General features: G+C 59.3%; 15 protein-coding genes. 9 read left to right on the forward strand and 6 right to left on the reverse strand.

All coding sequences use genetic code 11. The features are described from left to right. Nucleotides 1-4: 4 nt before the first annotated feature. Both ACQE3M_RS13775 and ACQE3M_RS13780 read right to left on the reverse strand, forming a co-directional pair. Complete coding sequence (locus tag ACQE3M_RS13775) at nucleotides 5-2,611, reverse strand: heavy metal translocating P-type ATPase (RefSeq protein WP_004594598.1); 2,607 nt, start codon at nucleotides 2,609-2,611, stop codon at nucleotides 5-7. Between the two features lie 94 nt (nucleotides 2,612-2,705). After that, complete coding sequence (locus tag ACQE3M_RS13780; protein WP_049938493.1) at nucleotides 2,706-3,296, reverse strand: AsnC family transcriptional regulator; 591 nt, start codon at nucleotides 3,294-3,296, stop codon at nucleotides 2,706-2,708. 134 nt (nucleotides 3,297-3,430) lie between these two features. Here ACQE3M_RS13780 and ACQE3M_RS13785 point away from each other — a divergent pair, with 134 nt between their 5' ends. Together ACQE3M_RS13785 and acnA are read left to right on the forward strand one after the other, a co-directional pair. Next, nucleotides 3,431-3,628 carry a heavy-metal-associated domain-containing protein gene (locus tag ACQE3M_RS13785; RefSeq protein WP_049938510.1) on the forward strand — a complete coding sequence of 66 codons (198 nt, stop codon included), beginning with the start codon at nucleotides 3,431-3,433 and terminating at the stop codon, nucleotides 3,626-3,628. Nucleotides 3,629-3,699: 71 nt separating this feature from the next. Then, nucleotides 3,700-6,483, forward strand: a complete 2,784-nt coding sequence (gene acnA, locus ACQE3M_RS13790) for an aconitate hydratase AcnA (protein ID WP_430506191.1) — start codon at nucleotides 3,700-3,702, stop codon at nucleotides 6,481-6,483. Nucleotides 6,484-6,494: 11 nt separating this feature from the next. Here acnA and ACQE3M_RS13795 read toward each other — a convergent pair whose 3' ends face one another. Both ACQE3M_RS13795 and ACQE3M_RS13800 read right to left on the reverse strand, forming a co-directional pair. Beyond that, nucleotides 6,495-6,893, reverse strand: coding sequence for an SHOCT domain-containing protein (locus ACQE3M_RS13795; protein ID WP_430506192.1), 399 nt, complete (start codon nucleotides 6,891-6,893; stop codon nucleotides 6,495-6,497). Nucleotides 6,894-6,923: 30 nt separating this feature from the next. Beyond that, the gene (locus ACQE3M_RS13800) at nucleotides 6,924-7,484 is read right to left on the reverse strand and encodes a DoxX family protein (protein WP_430506193.1); all 561 of its coding nucleotides are present in this window, start codon (nucleotides 7,482-7,484) and stop codon (nucleotides 6,924-6,926) included. 114 nt (nucleotides 7,485-7,598) lie between these two features. On the opposite strand from ACQE3M_RS13800, the gene ACQE3M_RS13805 reads away from it, so the two are divergent. From ACQE3M_RS13805 to ACQE3M_RS13830, 6 genes are all read left to right on the forward strand, one after another. Further along, nucleotides 7,599-7,949 carry an ArsR/SmtB family transcription factor gene (locus ACQE3M_RS13805; protein ID WP_095638028.1) on the forward strand — a complete coding sequence of 117 codons (351 nt, stop codon included), beginning with the start codon at nucleotides 7,599-7,601 and terminating at the stop codon, nucleotides 7,947-7,949. Nucleotides 7,950-7,952: 3 nt separating this feature from the next. Then, the gene (locus tag ACQE3M_RS13810) at nucleotides 7,953-8,228 is read left to right on the forward strand and encodes a DUF7521 family protein (protein ID WP_004515576.1); all 276 of its coding nucleotides are present in this window, start codon (nucleotides 7,953-7,955) and stop codon (nucleotides 8,226-8,228) included. Between the two features lie 137 nt (nucleotides 8,229-8,365). Beyond that, nucleotides 8,366-8,761, forward strand: coding sequence for a hypothetical protein (locus tag ACQE3M_RS13815; RefSeq protein ID WP_430506194.1), 396 nt, complete (start codon nucleotides 8,366-8,368; stop codon nucleotides 8,759-8,761). Between the two features lie 145 nt (nucleotides 8,762-8,906). After that, nucleotides 8,907-9,104 (forward strand): heavy-metal-associated domain-containing protein, encoded by a 198-nt coding sequence (locus ACQE3M_RS13820; RefSeq protein ID WP_049938511.1) that lies wholly within the window; start codon nucleotides 8,907-8,909, stop codon nucleotides 9,102-9,104. A 131-nt stretch (nucleotides 9,105-9,235) separates the two neighbouring features. After that, nucleotides 9,236-11,518, forward strand: a complete 2,283-nt coding sequence (locus tag ACQE3M_RS13825) for a copper-translocating P-type ATPase (protein ID WP_430506195.1) — start codon at nucleotides 9,236-9,238, stop codon at nucleotides 11,516-11,518. Nucleotides 11,519-11,657: 139 nt separating this feature from the next. Beyond that, a complete protein-coding gene (locus ACQE3M_RS13830) occupies nucleotides 11,658-12,875 on the forward strand; it encodes an RNA-guided endonuclease InsQ/TnpB family protein (RefSeq protein WP_430506196.1) in 1,218 nt (405 codons plus the stop codon). A gap of 352 nt (nucleotides 12,876-13,227) precedes the next feature. Here ACQE3M_RS13830 and ACQE3M_RS13835 read toward each other — a convergent pair whose 3' ends face one another. After that, complete coding sequence (locus tag ACQE3M_RS13835) at nucleotides 13,228-14,115, reverse strand: DUF8172 family protein (protein WP_430506197.1); 888 nt, start codon at nucleotides 14,113-14,115, stop codon at nucleotides 13,228-13,230. A gap of 68 nt (nucleotides 14,116-14,183) precedes the next feature. Next, entirely contained in the window at nucleotides 14,184-14,480 is a 297-nt protein-coding gene (locus ACQE3M_RS13840) for a PadR family transcriptional regulator (protein ID WP_004594579.1), read from the reverse strand. Nucleotides 14,481-14,842: 362 nt separating this feature from the next. On the opposite strand from ACQE3M_RS13840, the gene ACQE3M_RS13845 reads away from it, so the two are divergent. Continuing rightward, on the forward strand, nucleotides 14,843-17,215 hold the full coding sequence (locus ACQE3M_RS13845) for a heavy metal translocating P-type ATPase (RefSeq protein WP_004594578.1): 2,373 nt from the start codon (nucleotides 14,843-14,845) through the stop codon (nucleotides 17,213-17,215). The last annotated feature ends 24 nt before the right edge of the window (nucleotides 17,216-17,239 follow it).

The following is a 17,239-nucleotide window of genomic DNA, read 5'->3' on the forward strand; positions in this document are numbered from 1 at the left end:
ACGGTTAGCGAAGAAATCCGAAGAGCTTGTAGTCGTGATCGGGGGTGTACCGCCGGAACAGGAGACTGTTCGTCAGCACCGACACCGACGAGAACGCCATTGCTGCTGCAGCGAGCACGGGCTGGAGGAGGCCGAGCGACGCTAACGGAATCATCGCCGTGTTGTAACCGAGCGCCCACACGAGGTTCTGTTTGATCTTCTGGAGTGTCGCGTCTGAGATTCGGATCGCCTTTACCACGTCGAGCGGGTCGTCTCGCATCAGCGTGACGTCTGCAGCTTCGATGGCGACGTCGGTGCCGGAGCCGATTGCTGTCCCGACGTGTGCGACCGCGAGTGCCGGAGCGTCGTTGACGCCGTCACCGACCATCATCGCCTGCCGGCCCTCGTCTTGAATACTGTCGACCGCGTTGGACTTGTCCTCAGGAAGGACTCCTGCGCGGACGTTCTTCGGGTCGATACCCACCTGTTTAGCGACCGCACGGGCAGTTCGCTCGTTGTCGCCCGTAATCATCATCACGTCAACTCCCCGCTCTTGGAGTGCTGTGACAGCCTGCTTGGAGCTTTCCTTCACTGTGTCGGCGTCGGCGACCACACCCACGAGCTCCCCCTCGTAGGCGACCAGCATCGCCGTCTTCCCCTCGTTCTCGAGGCGTTCCATCGTCTCCTCAGCGGGAGAGGGGTCGATCCCGTTGTCCCGCAGCAGCTTGCGGTTGCCGACCAGCACCTCGCTGTCACCAATGACTGCTTTGATCCCGTGGCCCGGAACGTTCTCGAAGTCGTCAGGCTCAGTCACGTCCAGGCCGCGTTCTTCGGCCCCTTCGACGATTGCACGGGCGAGCGGGTGTTCGCTGCCGCTTTCAGCTATCGCCGCCAGTCGAAGCACATCATCCTCTGAGAGGCGCTCACGGGTGCTGAGCTGTCCACCATCTGGGGTCGGCTCGCCACCGTCAGTCACCACATTTCCATCGCTATCAAAGACGACCACGTCGGTGAGTTCCATTTCACCCTCCGTGAGGGTGCCCGTCTTGTCGAAGACGACCGTGTCGACGTCTTTTGCGCGTTCGAGGATGTCACCGCCCTTGAACAGGACGCCGTTCTGGGCACCAATCGTCGTCCCGACCATCGTCGCTGCGGGCGTCGCCAGCCCCAGCGCACAGGGACAGGCGATGAGGATCGAGGACGCGAAGACAATTATCGCGAACTCGAAGACTGAAACGGTCCCACCGACCGGGGCCGGGCCGCCAGCAACCTGACCCCACAGCGGGAGCCAGTCGACGAAGCCAGCGAGAGCCTCGGGGAACAGGAACCAGACGACACCCCAGAGAAGGGCGTTCGCGATGACCGCAGGCACGAAGTACGCGGAGATGCGGTCGGCGAGATTCTGGATGTCGGGCTGGCGCGACTGGGCCTCCTTGACTGTCTGGACGATCTGTTGGAGGGCCGTGTCTTCTCCAACCTTCGTCGCCTCCACGACAAGGACGCCGTTCTCGTTAATCGTCGAGCCGACGACCTCATCGCCCTCCTCTTTCTCGACAGGCACAGATTCGCCAGTGACCATTGACTCGTCGACGGCAGACTGACCGTCGACAACGACACCGTCTGTGGGAATCTTCTCACCTGGACGAATTTTCATCCGGTCACCAGTTGTGACCTCTTCGAGTGGAACTTCTTCTTCACTGCCGTCCTCGCGGACAATGGTCGCCGTTTCGGCTTCCATTTCGAGGAGCTTTCGGAGGGCCTCACCCGCTTGGCCCTTCGACCGAGCTTCGAGATAGTTACCCAACGTGATGAACACGAGGATGAGGGCTGCCGTGTCGAAATAAAGTCCACCTGCAATGAGTTCAGCAAGGACTGCCACAGAGTATAGATAGGCCGTTGTTGAACCGATCGCAATCAGCACGTCCATATTGGCGCGGCCGTTCTTCACGATCGCCTTGTACGAGTTCTTATAGAACGGCCAGCCGAGGATCGCCTGTACCGGCGTGGCGAGGAGGAACTCAACCCAGCCAAGTTCCACACCGAAGACGGCTTCAGGGACGATCGCGCCACCGAGCAGATAATTGTCGATGAGGAAGAAGAGCAACGGTGCCGATAACACTGCCCCAAAGAGGGTCAACCTGAGTTGTTTCCGAGTTTCGGCTTGACGGGCGGCATCTCGTGCGTCCTGGCCCGACTCTTCGTCGGCACCATCTTCGCGGACGGGCGAGTAGCCAGCCTCCTCGATAGCATCGTACAGCGCACCAATAGATACTTCCGCAGGATTGTAGGTGACCTGTGCTTCGTCGGTTGCGTAATTGACCTCCGCATTAACGACGCCCGGAATATTTTCAAGAGCGGTTTGGTTGGTCTCGGCGCAGTTGGCACAGGTCATATCGGAGATGGCAATCGTTACCGTCTCAGAGACTGCGCCGTACCCGGCCTCGTCGATCGCGTCGTAGATTTCTTTGAGCGATACCTCTTCAGGGTCGTAGGTGACGGAACCCTCGTCGGTGGCGAAGTTCGCATCCGCCTCCGATACCCCGTCGAGCGATTCGAGAGTGTCCTGGATCGTCGCCGAACAGTTGGCGCAGGACATTCCCGTGATATCAAGATGGATTGTTTGGCTTGTCATGCTTGTTCTACTATACGGGGTCTAGGTTTAGGCGATTTACTGCTTCGAGAGGCGGGGTTTCGACTGCAGGAAAATTTGGATTCCAAAGACGGCGTTACGCTCCCTCTTCGAGTCGCTGATACCGATCGTCGAACCGTGTGAGACAGGACGGACAACAGAAGTGATAGATCTCTCCGTCGATTCTCGTCGTTTCACCTTGATTATCAACGGTATTGTTACATTCAGCACAGGTGAGTGCAAATTCGACGCCATCAACGGACGGCGTCCATTCAAGCTCGTCAATTAGTGTGACGGTGTAATCTGCTACATCGATCTCGTTAAAGAGTCCATCTACCCACTGACGTACGTTCTGGGCTTCAACACGGGCATAGAACCAAAGATCTCCTTCGGAGGTCGTGAAGACGTGTTCAACGCCATCTGACTCTCGAGCCCGCTCGCGGGCGGCCTCCAACGACGCTGAGCCGATTTCGGCCTGAATAAATACCGGTACACCAGCTCGGAGATGAGCCCGGTTGACGTCAATCGTGAAGTTGTTAATGATGCCAGCTTCCTGTAATCGCTTTACCCGGTCAGAAACGGCTGGCCCCGACAAGTCGACCTCCTCGCCAATATCGCTGAACGGGCGGCGGGCGTCATCAGCGAGTAACGAGAGGATTTCTAAGTCGGTTTCATCCAAATCGCGCATACGACCGCTTCGTCTCGCAGGATACATTATTGTTGCCCACAACACACCTTCGAAATCGGTGATCTAGGGCTGCGACAACATTGGATTCTAAGCAGAAAACCACATAGAATACTCGCCCCTATCTACGAATGGATATGACTCAGACAATCACCGTCGAAGGAATGACCTGTGAACATTGCGAGCAGACCGTCGAAGAGGCACTCGAAGAAGTTGAGGGGGTTACGTCCGCTACTGCGGATCGTGACTCAGAATCCGCGACGGTCGAGGGGTCCGCTGAACGGGATGAGCTTGTGACTGTGGTCGAAGACGCTGGATACGATGCCTCTGCGTAACAAATCCCGATTCTCGTCGAATCGGATTCGGAGAGGGATTGATACGACTGCCAATCCCAGGTGTAGATACTATGACTGATACACTTCCGTTCGATGCCGTCCGCGAGCTCGACGTCGACGGGACGACGTACAAGATGGCCGATCTTCGAGCACTCGAAGAGCAGGGGCTCTGTGACCTCGACACGCTCCCTGTGAGCATCCGTATTCTGCTTGAGTCGGTGCTCCGGAACGCCGACGGCGAAACTGTTACTGCAGCGGATGTCAAGAATGCTGCTGGCTGGAAGCCAGACGTACCGGACGCAGAGGTTCCGTTCTCTCCATCACGAGTCGTCCTGCAAGATCTCACCGGTGTACCCGCAGTCGTCGACCTGGCGGCCCTTCGATCCGAGGTCGACCGCAAAGACCGAGATCCCACCCTGGTCGAACCGGAGATTCCTATTGATCTCGTGATCGACCACAGCGTCCAGGTCGACTACTTCGACTCCGAGGACGCCTACGAGAAGAACGTCGAACTGGAGTACGAGCGAAACGCCGAACGGTATCGCGCGATCAAGTGGGCGCAGAACGCCTTCGAGAACTTCAACGTCGTCCCGCCGGGGACCGGTATCGTCCACCAGGTGAATCTCGAACATCTGGGTCGGGTCGTCCACGCCCGCGAGCAAGACGGCGAGAACTGGCTCCTGCCGGACACGCTCGTCGGCACGGACAGCCACACCCCGATGATCGGTGGCATCGGTGTGGTCGGTTGGGGCGTCGGCGGCATCGAAGCGGAAGCGGCGATGCTCGGTCAACCGGTCACGATGAAACTCCCCGAGGTCGTCGGCGTCCGTCTCGAAGGCGAATTACCCGAGGGCGCGACGGCTACGGATCTCGTGCTCCACATCACCGAACGACTCCGCGAGGTCGGCGTCGTCGACCGGTTCGTGGAGTTCTTCGGTCCCGGTGTGGAGAATCTCACAGTCCCCGACCGGGCCACGATCGCCAATATGGCGCCCGAACAGGGCTCGACGATCAGTATGTTCCCGGTCGACGAGCAGACGCTCGAGTATCTCGAACTCACCGGGCGTGATCCCGACCACGTCGACCTCGTTCGCGAGTACCTCGAAGCCCAAGGGCTGTTCGGGGAACAGGAACCAGAATATACTGAGGTCGTCGAGTTCGACCTCTCGACAGTCGAACCGAGTCTGGCCGGACACAAGCGGCCACAGGACCGGATTCCGATGGGGGACGTGAAACAGAGCTTCCGGGGACTTCTCCACGGGGAGTTCGAGGACGACCTCGATGATGTCGACGAGGACGCCTTGCAGCGGTGGCTCGGTGAGGGTGGTGCAGCTGATGCGGAGACCGACGGTGGCGTTCAGGTCGAACCCGAATCGGAACTGCACCCGTTAACCAAACGTGTCGAGGTCGACCTCGACGGTGAGACGGTCGAAATCGGACACGGAGACGTCCTCGTCAGCGCCATCACGAGCTGTACGAACACGTCGAACCCGTCGGTGATGATCGCTGCTGGACTGCTCGCCCAGAACGCCGTCGAGAAAGGCCTAGACGTCCCGCCGTACGTCAAGACGAGTCTCGCACCGGGTAGCCGTGTCGTCACGCAGTATCTCGAAGAATCGGGGCTGCTTCCGTATCTCGAAGAGCTCGGGTACGCCGTCGTCGGCTACGGCTGTACCACCTGTATCGGTAACGCTGGGCCGCTTCCCGATCCCATCGAGCAGGCAATCGACGACCACGACCTCTGGACGACGAGCGTCCTCTCGGGGAACCGTAACTTCGAGGCGCGTATCCACCCGAAGGTCCGTGCGAACTATCTCGCGAGCCCGCCGCTCGTGGTTGCCTATGGGCTCGCAGGACGGATGGACATCGATCTTGAAAATGAGCCGCTGGGTACCAACGAGGAGGGTGAGCCGGTGTATCTGGCTGATATCTGGCCCGATGCAGAGGACGTGCAGGCAGCAATTCACGAGAACGTCTCTCCCGAGATGTTCGAGGAGAAGTACGCTTCCGTGTTCGAAGGCGACGAGCGATGGGCTGCTCTCGACGCGCCCAGCGGTGACGTCTACGAATGGGACGACGACTCGACGTACATCCGCGAACCGCCGTTCTTCCAGAACTTCCCGGTAGAGAAACCCGGTGTCGCCGATATCGATGACGGACGTTGTCTGCTGACGCTCGGCGATACCGTTACTACCGACCACATCAGTCCTGCTGGCCCGTTCGGGTCTGATCTCCCTGCCGGCCAGTGGCTGCTCGACCATGGCGTCGAGCCATACGAGTTCAACACCTATGGCGCGCGTCGGGGCAACCACGAGGTGATGATGCGGGGGACGTTCGCCAACGTCCGTATCGAGAACGAAATGCTCGACGATGTTGAGGGCGGCTACACGGTTCATCACCCGACTGATGAGCAGACCACCGTCTTCGAGGCCAGCCAACGCTACCGCGAGGAGGGCACCCCACTCATCGTGATGGCGGGCGAGGAGCTCGGGACAGGGTCGAGTCGTGACTGGGCAGCGAAAGGAACGGATCTACTCGGTGTCCGCGCAACCATCGGCGAGAGTTACGAGCGTATCTACCGCGACAACCTCGTCGGTATGGGTGTTCTCCCCCTACAGTTCGATGAGGGCGACTCGTGGGAATCTCTCGGGCTGGATGGGTCGGAGGTCTTCACGATCCGCGGTCTCGATGACGGTCTCGAGGTGATGGATGAGCTGACCGTTATCGCCGAGCGTGAGGACGGTTCGACTGTCGAGTTCCCAGTCACGGCACAGGTCGGAACGCCGGCTGCCGTGACATATATTGAACACGGCGGCATCCTCCACTACGTCCTTAGACAACTCCTCACTCAGTAACGACAGCGCGGTCAGTAACGGCCGTCGTCGGGCGTGAGACGGGCGCGGCGGCGGTCGAATTCCTCATCGTCGATCTCCCCACGGGCGTACCGCTCCTGGAGGACCGCGAGCGCGTTGTCTTCAGTGCTCCCGTCCGATTGTGACCGGATTGCCAGCCAGTAGACGAAATAGATGGGCAAGGCGACGAGGAGAGCCATCCACAGCAGGCCGACCAGCATCATTCCCCAGCCCCAAATACCCCACCCGGTCATATGGCCGTCATTCCATATTCCGTCGTGCCACCCCCACATCACTGCATCCGGGACAGTCGCATGCGTCAGGGCCATCCCGCCGACGACGGCCAGCGACAGTGCACCGACGACGATGAGTCCCAGGGAACGAATACCGCGTGATTGAATTGGATTTTGCATAATTGTACTCCTGAAGAGAGTTCGGCGTGGTTAGCCGAGGATGTATTCAAGTCGGGGGTAGCGCTCGACGAGCGCTTCGCCGCCGATGTCGTACTGTTCGATGTACTGATCGAGGCCCAGGATGCGGCCCGCGGCGAACGCGGCGACCGCGAGGAACACGAGCATGTACGCGAAGTCTCCGTTGATGAACCCGTGACCCATGTCCCAGTTGCCGAAGTAGAACATGAGCATCATGAGCGCACCGAAGAACGCCGCAAGGCGAACGAACGCGCCGACGAGGAGGCCGAGGCCGATGAACAGCTCGCCCCACGGGACGGCGACGTTCGCGAACTCGACGAACCATGGCGTCGACCCCATCCACGCGAACAGGCCCGCGAGGGGGTTGCCGTTGGTCGCGGCGACGTTCGACAGGTAGCCGCCGGCCCCGAACTCACCGGTGATCTTCGTGAACCCGGAATATGCGAACGCGTAGCCCATCATGAGGCGGAGCGCGAGTACGAACCACGCACTGAGGCTGTGGACCTTCCCGCCAACGGTCAGTCCGCCGATTTTGCTCTCGAGCTGATTCATGCCGGAGTCGAGTGTGGACATAGTTATTGCACCTTCAACTATCAGTACGGAGGCAGAGACGATATAACGGCGAGCCGGCGTTCTGAGTCAGAAAATCGGCGGGCTATATTACGCTCCTGTCGCGAGTAGAGACGTGTGACCGAGGAGTCCGACCCGTCGGAAATCTTCGCTACACTCGACGACGAGTACGCTCGCGACATCCTCGTGGCGACGAAGACCGACCGACTGTCTGCGAAGGAACTCAGCGATGAATGTGACATGTCACGCCCGACCGTCTCGCGCCGTGTCACCCGCCTCGTCGAGCAGGGCCTCCTCGAAGAGTATACGCACGTCGACCCCGGAGGACGGCACTACAGCGAGTACGAGGCTCGTCTCGAACGTATTGAAGTCCTCCTCCAGGCAGAGGGCTTCGATGTCCAGATCGATGTCCGGGCGGACCCCGCCGACCGGATTACGACCATCTTCGAGGAGATGCGGGGAGACTGACTTATGGAACACACGCTATTCGTCATCGGCAAACTGTTCACGACCGCGTTAGCACTGGTCATCGCATATCAGGCCTATCGCGGGTACCAACGACATCACACGCAGTTACTCCTGTACGTCGCCGCCGGCTTCGCATTGGTCGGGCTTGGCGGCCTCCTTGAAGGCGTCCTCTTCGAACTCCTCCAGGTGTCGATCTTCGAAGCAGGATTCGTCGCAGCACTCGTCACCGCAGCCGGGATGCTGTCTATCCTCTACGCCCTGTATGCCCCGAATCCATAAGGATTCAGGACGCCCATTCGACAAGCGGCCTTTGCGCGTCGTGCCCGGTTCGAAGCCGCTACTGTTCGGACTCCCCTCGTTCTCGATAGTGTAGCGTCGCAGTGGGAGTTATATCCATATCGGTCGTACCATATCGTATGATTCGAACACTCGTCGGTGTCCTCGGCGCTATCTCAGCGCTGTTCCCGGACGAAATCGTCGAGCTCTTCGAGAAACTCGCGATTTCGAATCCAGACGAGGGAACAGTGAGAGGGTGGGTCCGCCCAGCTATCCGGTCTGAGGGCGTTCTGATAGCTGCGATTTCCCTCCTCAATGGGCGAGCATACGCGTGGCTGATGAATCTTACCGGTGTGTTCGGCGCTATCGTCTTCCTGTTTCCCGATCTGTATCGAAGATTTGCCACCGCGTTCCTGTACGAGCGTCCGGAGTCGGTCGAATGGAACGAGCGATTCCGCTCGGGTATTCGGGCTATCGGCGCACTATACGTCTTTTTAGCGGCGAAGACGTATCTGGAGCGCCACAACGGTACCTGAGTCTTCCCGCATCGTCAGTTGCTGAATCTGAAATTTGGTTCGTTTCGGCTGCACGTATCACTTGGAATCTAAAGTTTGACCCCCAAGAGACCAGTATAATCGAAGGGGAAATCCGCTAAAGAGAGGGAGCCGTATGTACCTCTGTATGACGACGACCATCACCGTGGAAGGAATGTCGTGCGGTCACTGTGAGCAGACGGTCGAAGAGGCCCTCGAAGAGGTATCCGGCGTGACTGACGTGACCGTCGACAGGGAGAGCGAACAGGCGAGCGTCGATGGTGAGGCAAATGTCACAGCTCTCGTGGAGGCCGTCGAAGACGCCGGGTACACCGCTTACGCCTGAGAATCGCGCGGACCACTCCGAGACAACGGCCAACCGTTGTCTTTGAAGCTTCGCTACGCTGGTCCTGCTGTACAGTTCAGTGGGGAAGATTCAGGGGGCCAGCGGATCCACCTCTACAGAGAATATGGGCTATGGACGACCACAAAGATACAAATGAGAATCTCCCTGGAGGGGAACACCAGCAGGACGACAGCAGTCACCAGCACGAACACGGCGAGCAGGATGAATCGGACGCCGAGTCGGACGAGCAGCGGGTAGAACAGGACCTACTGGAAGAAGAGGCACACCCTGCTGCGGAGAGTGAGACAGTGCTCGACGAGCAGCACGAGCACGCTGGACACGAGGGCGAAGGACACGACCACGGTTCCCATGAGGGCCACGGTGAGGGGCATGGCGGGATGCACAAGGGCCACGAGCAGATGTTCCGCCGGCGCTTCTTCGTCTCGACGCTCCTGTCGATCCCAGTCCTGCTATACAGCGAAATGCTGCAGGAGTGGCTCGGGTTCTCCGTCCCCGCGTTCCCGGGCAGCGAGTGGATCAACCCCGTCTTCGCGGTCATCGTCTTCGCGTACGGTGGGATGCCGTTCCTCCAGATGGCGGTACCGGAGCTGAAAGATCGGTCGCCGGGGATGATGACGCTCATCTCGATGGCGATCACCGTCGCGTTCGTCTACAGCCTCGCGAGCGTGGTCTTCCCGACGCAGTCGGCGTTCTTCTGGGAGCTCGTCACGCTGATCGACATCATGCTGCTGGGCCACTGGATCGAGATGCGGTCGGTCCGGCGGGCCTCCAGCGCGCTCGACGAACTGGCGAAACTGATGCCAGACACCGCCGAGCGTATCACCGACGACGGGGAGACCGAAGAAGTTCCCGTCAGTGAGCTCTCGGAAGGCGATCTCGTGCTCGTCCGGCCGGGCGCGAGTGTCCCTGCTGACGGCACCGTCGAGGAGGGTGACTCCGACGTCAACGAGTCGATGATCACCGGCGAGTCCAAGCCCGTCTCGAAAGAGCCTGGCGACGAGGTCATCGGCGGCACCATCAACGGCGACGGGAGTCTCCGTGTTCGCGTCGGTGCGACGGGCGAGGAGACAACACTCGCGGGCATCATGCGCCTCGTCGAGGAAGCTCAACAGAGCAAGTCCAAGACGCAAGTGTTGGCCGACCGGGCGGCCGGCTGGCTGTTCTACGTCGCGCTCGGGGCGGCAGTCGTGACCGCGATTGCGTGGACGGTCGCAGTCTCGTTCGACGCGACGGTCATCGAGCGAGTCGTGACGGTGCTCGTCATCGCCTGCCCACACGCCCTCGGGCTCGCCATCCCGCTGGTCGTCGCGATCAACACCTCACTTGCAGCGCGCAACGGGATGCTCGTCCGCGACCGAATTGCGATGGAGGACGCGCGGAACTTGGATGCCATCATCTTCGACAAGACAGGGACGCTTACTGAGGGTGAACACGGCGTCGTGGATATGGCGACCGTCGACGGCGTTGACGAGGACGACGCGCTCGGGCTGGCGGCAGCCGTCGAGAGTGACTCCGAACACATGATCGCCCGAGCGATCCGTGAGGCCGCCGACGAGCGAGATGTAACTACTCCTGACGCGACAGCCTTCGAGGCGATTAAAGGCAAGGGTGTCCGGGCGAATGTCGACGGAAACGAGGTGTACGTCGGTGGCCCGAACCTGTTGGCCCAACTCGATAGCGAAATTCCCGACCATCTCCAGCACTTCGCTGACGAGGCCGGTCAGAACGCCCAGACTGTGGTGTATCTCGTTCGTGACGGAGAGCTGATCGCCGCCTTCGCGATGGCCGACGTGATCCGCGAGGAGAGTTTCCGCGTCGTCGACGCCCTCCACGATCTGGGCATCGAGGTGGCGATGCTGACTGGGGACTCCCAGGACGTCGCCAACGCTGTCGCCGACGAACTGGGCATCGACACGGTGTTCGCGGAGGTCCTCCCCGAAGACAAGGACAAGAAAGTCCAGGAACTCCAGGACCAGGGCAAACTCGTGGGGATGGTCGGCGACGGTGTGAACGACGCGCCGGCACTGACGCGGGCCGATGTCGGCATCGCGATCGGGAGCGGCACCGACGTCGCCGTCCAGTCGGCCGACGTCATTCTCGTGCAGAACAACCCGATGGACGTCGTTCGGCTCGTGAAACTCAGTAAGGCGAGCTACCGGAAGATGCAGGAGAACATCGTCTGGGCGGCCGGCTACAACGTCTTCGCGATTCCGCTCGCAGCAGGCGTGTTGGCACCGATTGGGATTCTGCTCTCCCCCGCTGTGGGTGCGCTCCTGATGTCGTTGAGTACGGTCATCGTTGCCATCAACGCTCAGCTGCTCCGCCGTGTGGACTTGTCCATTCCCGAGCTTCCGGGCGGGACACCAGCGACTGACGCACAACCTGCAGACTGAACCGCTCCCGAACGCTTCGGAGCTTCTTTCAAACTAGGTAGCGAGGCGGATTCCCCGGCGTACCGTGGGCGGGGAGGAAGCCGACACTCGCTGCCACAAACCACGGAATATTAAGTACCTCTGCTATCTATTGAAACCCGTGGCAGACGACTACCTGAGACGCACCGCAATCACCCGCCCCATCCTCACCCACGAGCAACAGGACTTGCTCGACGCCACCATCAGCGAGTGGAAAGATGCCTGTAACATCAGTAGTCGCATCGGATGGGAACACGGTGAAACGCGGAAAACCTACCTCCAAGACCTCGCCTACAACACTGCGTTGGAGGAAACACGTCTCGGGAGCCAACACGCAATTCTCGCCACCCACCAAGCCGCAGCCGCACTCGATGGTGTCGAAGCAATCGAAGACCTTGACGAACACTACAAAACGTCTCAACCAGAGTTCACCAGTAACACGGTGAAATACGACACCCGGACGATGACGCTGTTCGATGACGGGTCTGTTTCGCTCTCCACTGTCGATGGCCGGATTCGGTGTGACCTGAATCTCCCCGACGAAGACGACGGGTATCAACACGAATACCTCACCGATGACGAGTGGGAAGTGACAGAGTCTACGCTGTCAAAGCGTGATGGCGACTACTACCTCCACCTCGGGTTCCGCAAAGACAAACCCGAAAAACAGGTCGAAATACAGGATGACGACGAGGACAGGACAGTTCTCGGCGTTGACCTCGGCATCGTCAACATCGCCACCACTAGCACGGCATACTTCGCATCGGGGAGAGAACTTCGACACCAGCATCGAGAGTTCGAGCGGATTCGTGGCAACCTCCAGCGGACTGGGACACAATCCGCCCATCGGACGATTCAGCAGATGGGGGGTAGAGAATCACGGTATCTTCGTGACCAACTCCATCAAGTTGCGAACCAGATTCTCGAAGAAGCACGAACACACGACTGCGAGTACATCGCGTTCGAGAACCTGAAACACATTAGGGAACGTGCGCCGCCGGTCAAAGAATTCCACCAGTGGGCGCACCGGCAGCTCGTTGACCTCGTGGAGTACAAGGCTGAAGCTGAAGGGATTAGCGTCGAGTTTGTAGACCCGAAGAATACGAGTCGGCGGTGTCCTGAATGTGGTCACACGAGCGACGGGAACCGAGTGCGACAGGCGGAGTTTGAGTGTGAGTCGTGCGGTGCAACTCAGAATGCAGATTACGTGGGTGCGAAGAATGTTGGATGGCGGTACGTCCGTCGCGGCCTACAGTCGTCGCGGCGGACGGGTGACAGTCAACTCGCCCTGAAGTCAGGAGTAGTGACGCCGAATCGGGGATTTGTCCCGTCCGACTAACCACGGTCGGTAAAGGCCGAGTTCACTGACAAGCCCCGCGCCACCGTGCGCGGGGCAGTTGACTTGAGTTCGGTTGATGGACAGCAAATAGCGATACTGCGTGATTTCGGTGGGTATCGCTATGCGGTCACCGATTCCACAGTTATCCCGAGGGGTGCGAAGTTTGGTATACACAGACGCTTCCTCTGATGGGCGACATTGTTGCGCCAGCACTAGGTTTATACCGTTAGACGGACTTCATTCCGATATGAGCCTCGAAGAGACGGTTGACTACCTCGCCGAGGAACTTGACCTCGAGCGGAGTGAACACGTCCGTGAGGTCGGTCAGTCGGTCGCCGAGCTTCGCGACTGATCAAAACATTTCTCTGAAGTCTCGTTCGACCAGTCCGTTCTCCAGATACGTGATGAACTCTTGTTTCGTTGGTCCTTGACGGTCAAGTAGATCGTCCCGTCCTGCTCGTTCGAGAACTGCCTGCGCGAAGTCCGTACAGTGGGATTCGTGCTGCCCAGCATACTCTGTGAGGGCTTCTCGCCAGTGCATATCCAGCTCGAACTCGGCTAACCGGATTTGGATCCCATCTTTCCGTTCGACGAGGTCGACGTCCAGCTCTTCGAGTTGCTTGAAACGGAGGTTGTTCCGGCGGACAGTAATGAGCCGTTTGGAATCGACGATATAGGGATCGACCCACTCTCGCCAGGAATCGTCGTCGACGTGCGTTCGTGGCATCTCAAAATCCGGGTCCACACTCTCAATACAGAACTGCAGCATCGCGATGCCAGTTCGATGATTCGCATTCGGGAGGGAATGTCGGAGGATCAAATTCGACATCACCTCTCCAGCGACGGTCGGAAGCGGTGCTTCCCAGGAGACGTGATCGAGTGCCTGCTGGATCTTTTGTGGTTCGAACTCCTTGTAGAGCCGGAACTCATCCTCATCTCGAACATCGACCGCGGCTTCGAGCAACTCTACTAATCGGAATGCGACAACCTGCCCAGCACGGGGGAGGTCACGAATACGATCGCTCAGCCATTCCTGATCAAAGTCGATATCTTGCGCTGATTCGATCTCTGAATCGCCTTCATAGAGCACATAGACCGGAGCTTCGAAGGGGTACCCGATGAGCTTTGTCGACTCGTCGGATTGCTCTTGCTGAGACCGGATCTCTGCTACCGATGCCGAGCTATATTTGAGTGAGAAATTCTCGGCCTGTGGGTGATGATAGAAGACGAGCCGAGCCATCTCAATGCGTATTCGTGGGAAGTGGGTAAAGCAGTCCCGCTTTGATATTGAGTTCTACTCGCCTGGTTCTACGACGTAGTGGGTGCGTTCACGTCCTCTAAATACTGGCTTTCCCACTCACGTCGCGCCTCGATCTCCCGCACTCCGCGTTGTGTGACCGTGTACACGTTCGTCCGTTTGTCGAGTTCACCTTTCTCCAGGAGGCCTTTGCCGACGAGGTCGTCGAGGTTTGGATAGAGCCGCCCATGATTGATCTCTTGTTCGTAGTAGTCGTCGAGTTCGGCCTTTACTGCGAGCCCGTGTGGTTCCTCGAGCCCGGCGATAACGTACAAGACGTCCCGCTGGAACCCGGTTAGATCGTGCATCCGTCTGCTCCCTATTTTTGAGGGATGGCATATGTTCTCTCTGGTACTCAGAAGCAGAGCTTCGGATCGAGGATATCTACCAGTACACTCGTCTCCAAACAGCGCTTAATACCCATGCCTCTGTATCACCGGTAATGGCGCTTCGGCCGAGGTCGCCGTTGAGGTTCCATGGCTGTGCTCGGTCAGCTGTCAGCCGGTGGTAATCAATTGTGTCTTCATCTCAATCCTCATCTTCCACGTGCGCGCTTTGTGGTAGGGCTGTCCCTGACGATAGAGTCGTGGGTGAGAACGACACCGTCTTCTGCTGTGATGGATGTCGAAACGTCCATCGAGTACTCGGTGGCGATGGAGTCCACAGTCGGATGGACCCGACAGACGACCCCATGCGCGAGTCCGGTGCTGGGGCGGGCGAACGCGATGCGGATACCCCTCGATTAGGGTCTGAGGAACGAGCTTTCTTTCAGGTCGACGGGATGCACTGTGCGACGTGTGAAGCATTTCTTGAATCAGTCGCCGAGGACTGCGAGGGTGTTGTAGACGTGGCAGCAAGCTACGTCACCGAGACGGTTCGTATCACATACGACCCTGATCGCGTCTCGAAGGAAACTCTCTGTGATACCCTGAGTACACTCGGCTATTCGGCAACCCTCCGTGCTGGAGGGAGCGATGACACACCGACTATAATCGGACAGTCGCGCCGGTCGGACGAGCCGAATGAACGAGGGATTGACGAGGTGCTGGGATTCCGTTACGCTGCTGGCGTCATTTTCGGGACGTTCATGCTCCTCCCATATGCGGTCCTCCTCTATCCGGCGCAGCTCTCGTCGTTCTTTGGTGAGGGGACGCTCGATATGTACGCGAGTACGTCCGGGATCGGCGGTGGAGATGGCCTGTTGATCCTCCCGCTCTTTCTCGTTCTGACGGGTGTCGTCCTCGTGTTTACCGGCCTGCCGCTGTTACAGGGTGCGTATGTCAGTCTGAAGATGCGACAGCCGAATACGGACTTTCTCGTCGCGATCACCGTGGTGAGCGCCTACGTGTACAGCACGATTGCCTTTCTCCTCGGTCGACTCGACGTTTTCTACGACCTCACGATCGTGGTTGCCGCGAGTGTGGTGGCCGCCATCTTCTACGAATCACTGAGCAAGCAGCGAGCGATGGATCGCCTGACGAATCTCACTATCTCCCACGTCACCGAAGCCAGGCGGTATGGCGCCGATGGGACGACGATGGTCGACGTACACAGTCTGGAACCCGGGGAACGGGTTCTCGTCCGTGAGGGCGAACGCATCCCAGTCGATGGTGTTCTCGCTGAGAGTGAGTGCACGGTCGATGAAGCGATCGTGACGGGCGAGTCGCTCCCGGTATCGAAACAAGCTGGGGACGAGGTCGTCGGCGGGGCGGTCGTCACAAATGGGGCTGCTGTCCTCACGGTGAGCGATGGGACAACCAGTAGTATCGATCGCCTCGTCACCTCTGTCTGGAATCTCCAGAGTGGGGATCACGGTGTCCAGCGGCAGGCCGATAAGCTCGCGTCAGTCATCATCCCGGTCGTCGTCGGTGGGGCGGTACTCGCTGGATTGGGGTCGCTTCTGGTGGGGACTGGTATTCCCGTCGCCGTCCTGACGGCGCTGGTAGTTCTCTTAGTGGGATGTCCGTGGGCACTTGGCCTGGCAACCCCGCTCTCGGTGGCAACCAGTATCGAACAAGCGGTAGAGCGGGGCATCGTCATCTTCGACGAGACAGTCTTCGAGCGCCTTCGGAACGTCGACGTCGTCGTCTTCGACAAAACAGGGACTCTCACGACCGGCCAGATGGATGTCCTCGAGGTGGATGCACCGTCGGATCTCCTTGAAACCGTCGCGGCCCTCGAACAGCGAGCATCCCACCCAGCGGCCGACGCAATCGTGAATACGTTTGCACAAAGGAATCAGGAGGGCGATCGCTCAAGAGCCGATGGGGGGGTTGCCGATGGCAGTGACCACGAGTACGCAGCGGACATCACCGAATTCACGAGCCACGCGACCGGCGTCGAAGGAGTCGTCGAGGACACGCGCGTTCTCGTCGGGAATCTCGATCTCTTCGCGGAACTTGGGTGGTCGGTGAGCGAGCAGATCGAGACGCGTGCCGCAGAGGCACGAACGGCCGGTCACCTTCCGGTCGTCGTCGGTCGTGACGGTCATGCAGAGGGCGTCGTCGTCGTGGGGGACGAACCACGGGCAGGTTGGGATGACACACTCACGCAGCTGAATGACCGTGATATCGAGATCGTTGTTCTGACCGGTGATGACGAGGCTGCTACTGACTTTCTCGACAGTCATCCTGCCGTCGATCACGTGTTTGCGGGGGTCCCGCCGGCAGGCAAGACCGCGACGATCCGGCGGTTACAGTCCCGGGGACAGGTTACAATGGTTGGTGATGGAACGAACGATGCACCGGCTCTTGCGACCGCAGACCTGGGAATCTCGCTCGGTGGTGGAACGGCACTCGCGTCCGATGCCGCGGATATTTCTATCGTCGATGATGACCTCGCGGCGGTGGAGACGACGTTCGATCTCGCAGATGCAGCTCGTCGGCGTGTCAAACAGAACAACGGGCTAGCGCTGCTCTATAATGGGGTCACGATGCCACTCGCAGCGACGGGGTTGCTGAATCCGGTGTTCGCGATGGGTGCGGTCGTGGCGACCGGCGGTCTCCTCGCAGCGAATTCGTTTCGAGACCTGCTTCACGAGTAGCGGCACCAACCCAGCGAAGCGGCA

This window comes from Halosubterraneus shenae (assembly GCF_050510935.1).
Classification (GTDB): Archaea; Halobacteriota; Halobacteria; order Halobacteriales; family Haloferacaceae; genus JBDGPU01.

Bases quoted from the DNA above. Each gene is read 5' to 3' on its own strand.
- ACQE3M_RS13775 (WP_004594598.1), bottom strand. From the start codon at position 2,611: ATGACAAGCCAAACAATCCATCTTGATATCACGGGAATGTCCTGCGCC.
- ACQE3M_RS13815 (WP_430506194.1), top strand. From the start codon at position 8,366: ATGATTCGAACACTCGTCGGTGTCCTCGGCGCTATCTCAGCGCTGTTC.
- ACQE3M_RS13820 (WP_049938511.1), top strand. From the start codon at position 8,907: ATGACGACGACCATCACCGTGGAAGGAATGTCGTGCGGTCACTGTGAG.
- acnA (WP_430506191.1), top strand. From the start codon at position 3,700: ATGACTGATACACTTCCGTTCGATGCCGTCCGCGAGCTCGACGTCGAC.
- ACQE3M_RS13845 (WP_004594578.1), top strand. From the start codon at position 14,843: ATGGACCCGACAGACGACCCCATGCGCGAGTCCGGTGCTGGGGCGGGC.
- ACQE3M_RS13835 (WP_430506197.1), bottom strand. From the start codon at position 14,115: ATGGCTCGGCTCGTCTTCTATCATCACCCACAGGCCGAGAATTTCTCA.
- ACQE3M_RS13795 (WP_430506192.1), bottom strand. From the start codon at position 6,893: ATGCAAAATCCAATTCAATCACGCGGTATTCGTTCCCTGGGACTCATC.
- ACQE3M_RS13810 (WP_004515576.1), top strand. From the start codon at position 7,953: ATGGAACACACGCTATTCGTCATCGGCAAACTGTTCACGACCGCGTTA.
- ACQE3M_RS13840 (WP_004594579.1), bottom strand. From the start codon at position 14,480: ATGCACGATCTAACCGGGTTCCAGCGGGACGTCTTGTACGTTATCGCC.
- ACQE3M_RS13780 (WP_049938493.1), bottom strand. From the start codon at position 3,296: ATGCGCGATTTGGATGAAACCGACTTAGAAATCCTCTCGTTACTCGCT.
- ACQE3M_RS13785 (WP_049938510.1), top strand. From the start codon at position 3,431: ATGACTCAGACAATCACCGTCGAAGGAATGACCTGTGAACATTGCGAG.
- ACQE3M_RS13800 (WP_430506193.1), bottom strand. From the start codon at position 7,484: ATGTCCACACTCGACTCCGGCATGAATCAGCTCGAGAGCAAAATCGGC.
- ACQE3M_RS13825 (WP_430506195.1), top strand. From the start codon at position 9,236: ATGGACGACCACAAAGATACAAATGAGAATCTCCCTGGAGGGGAACAC.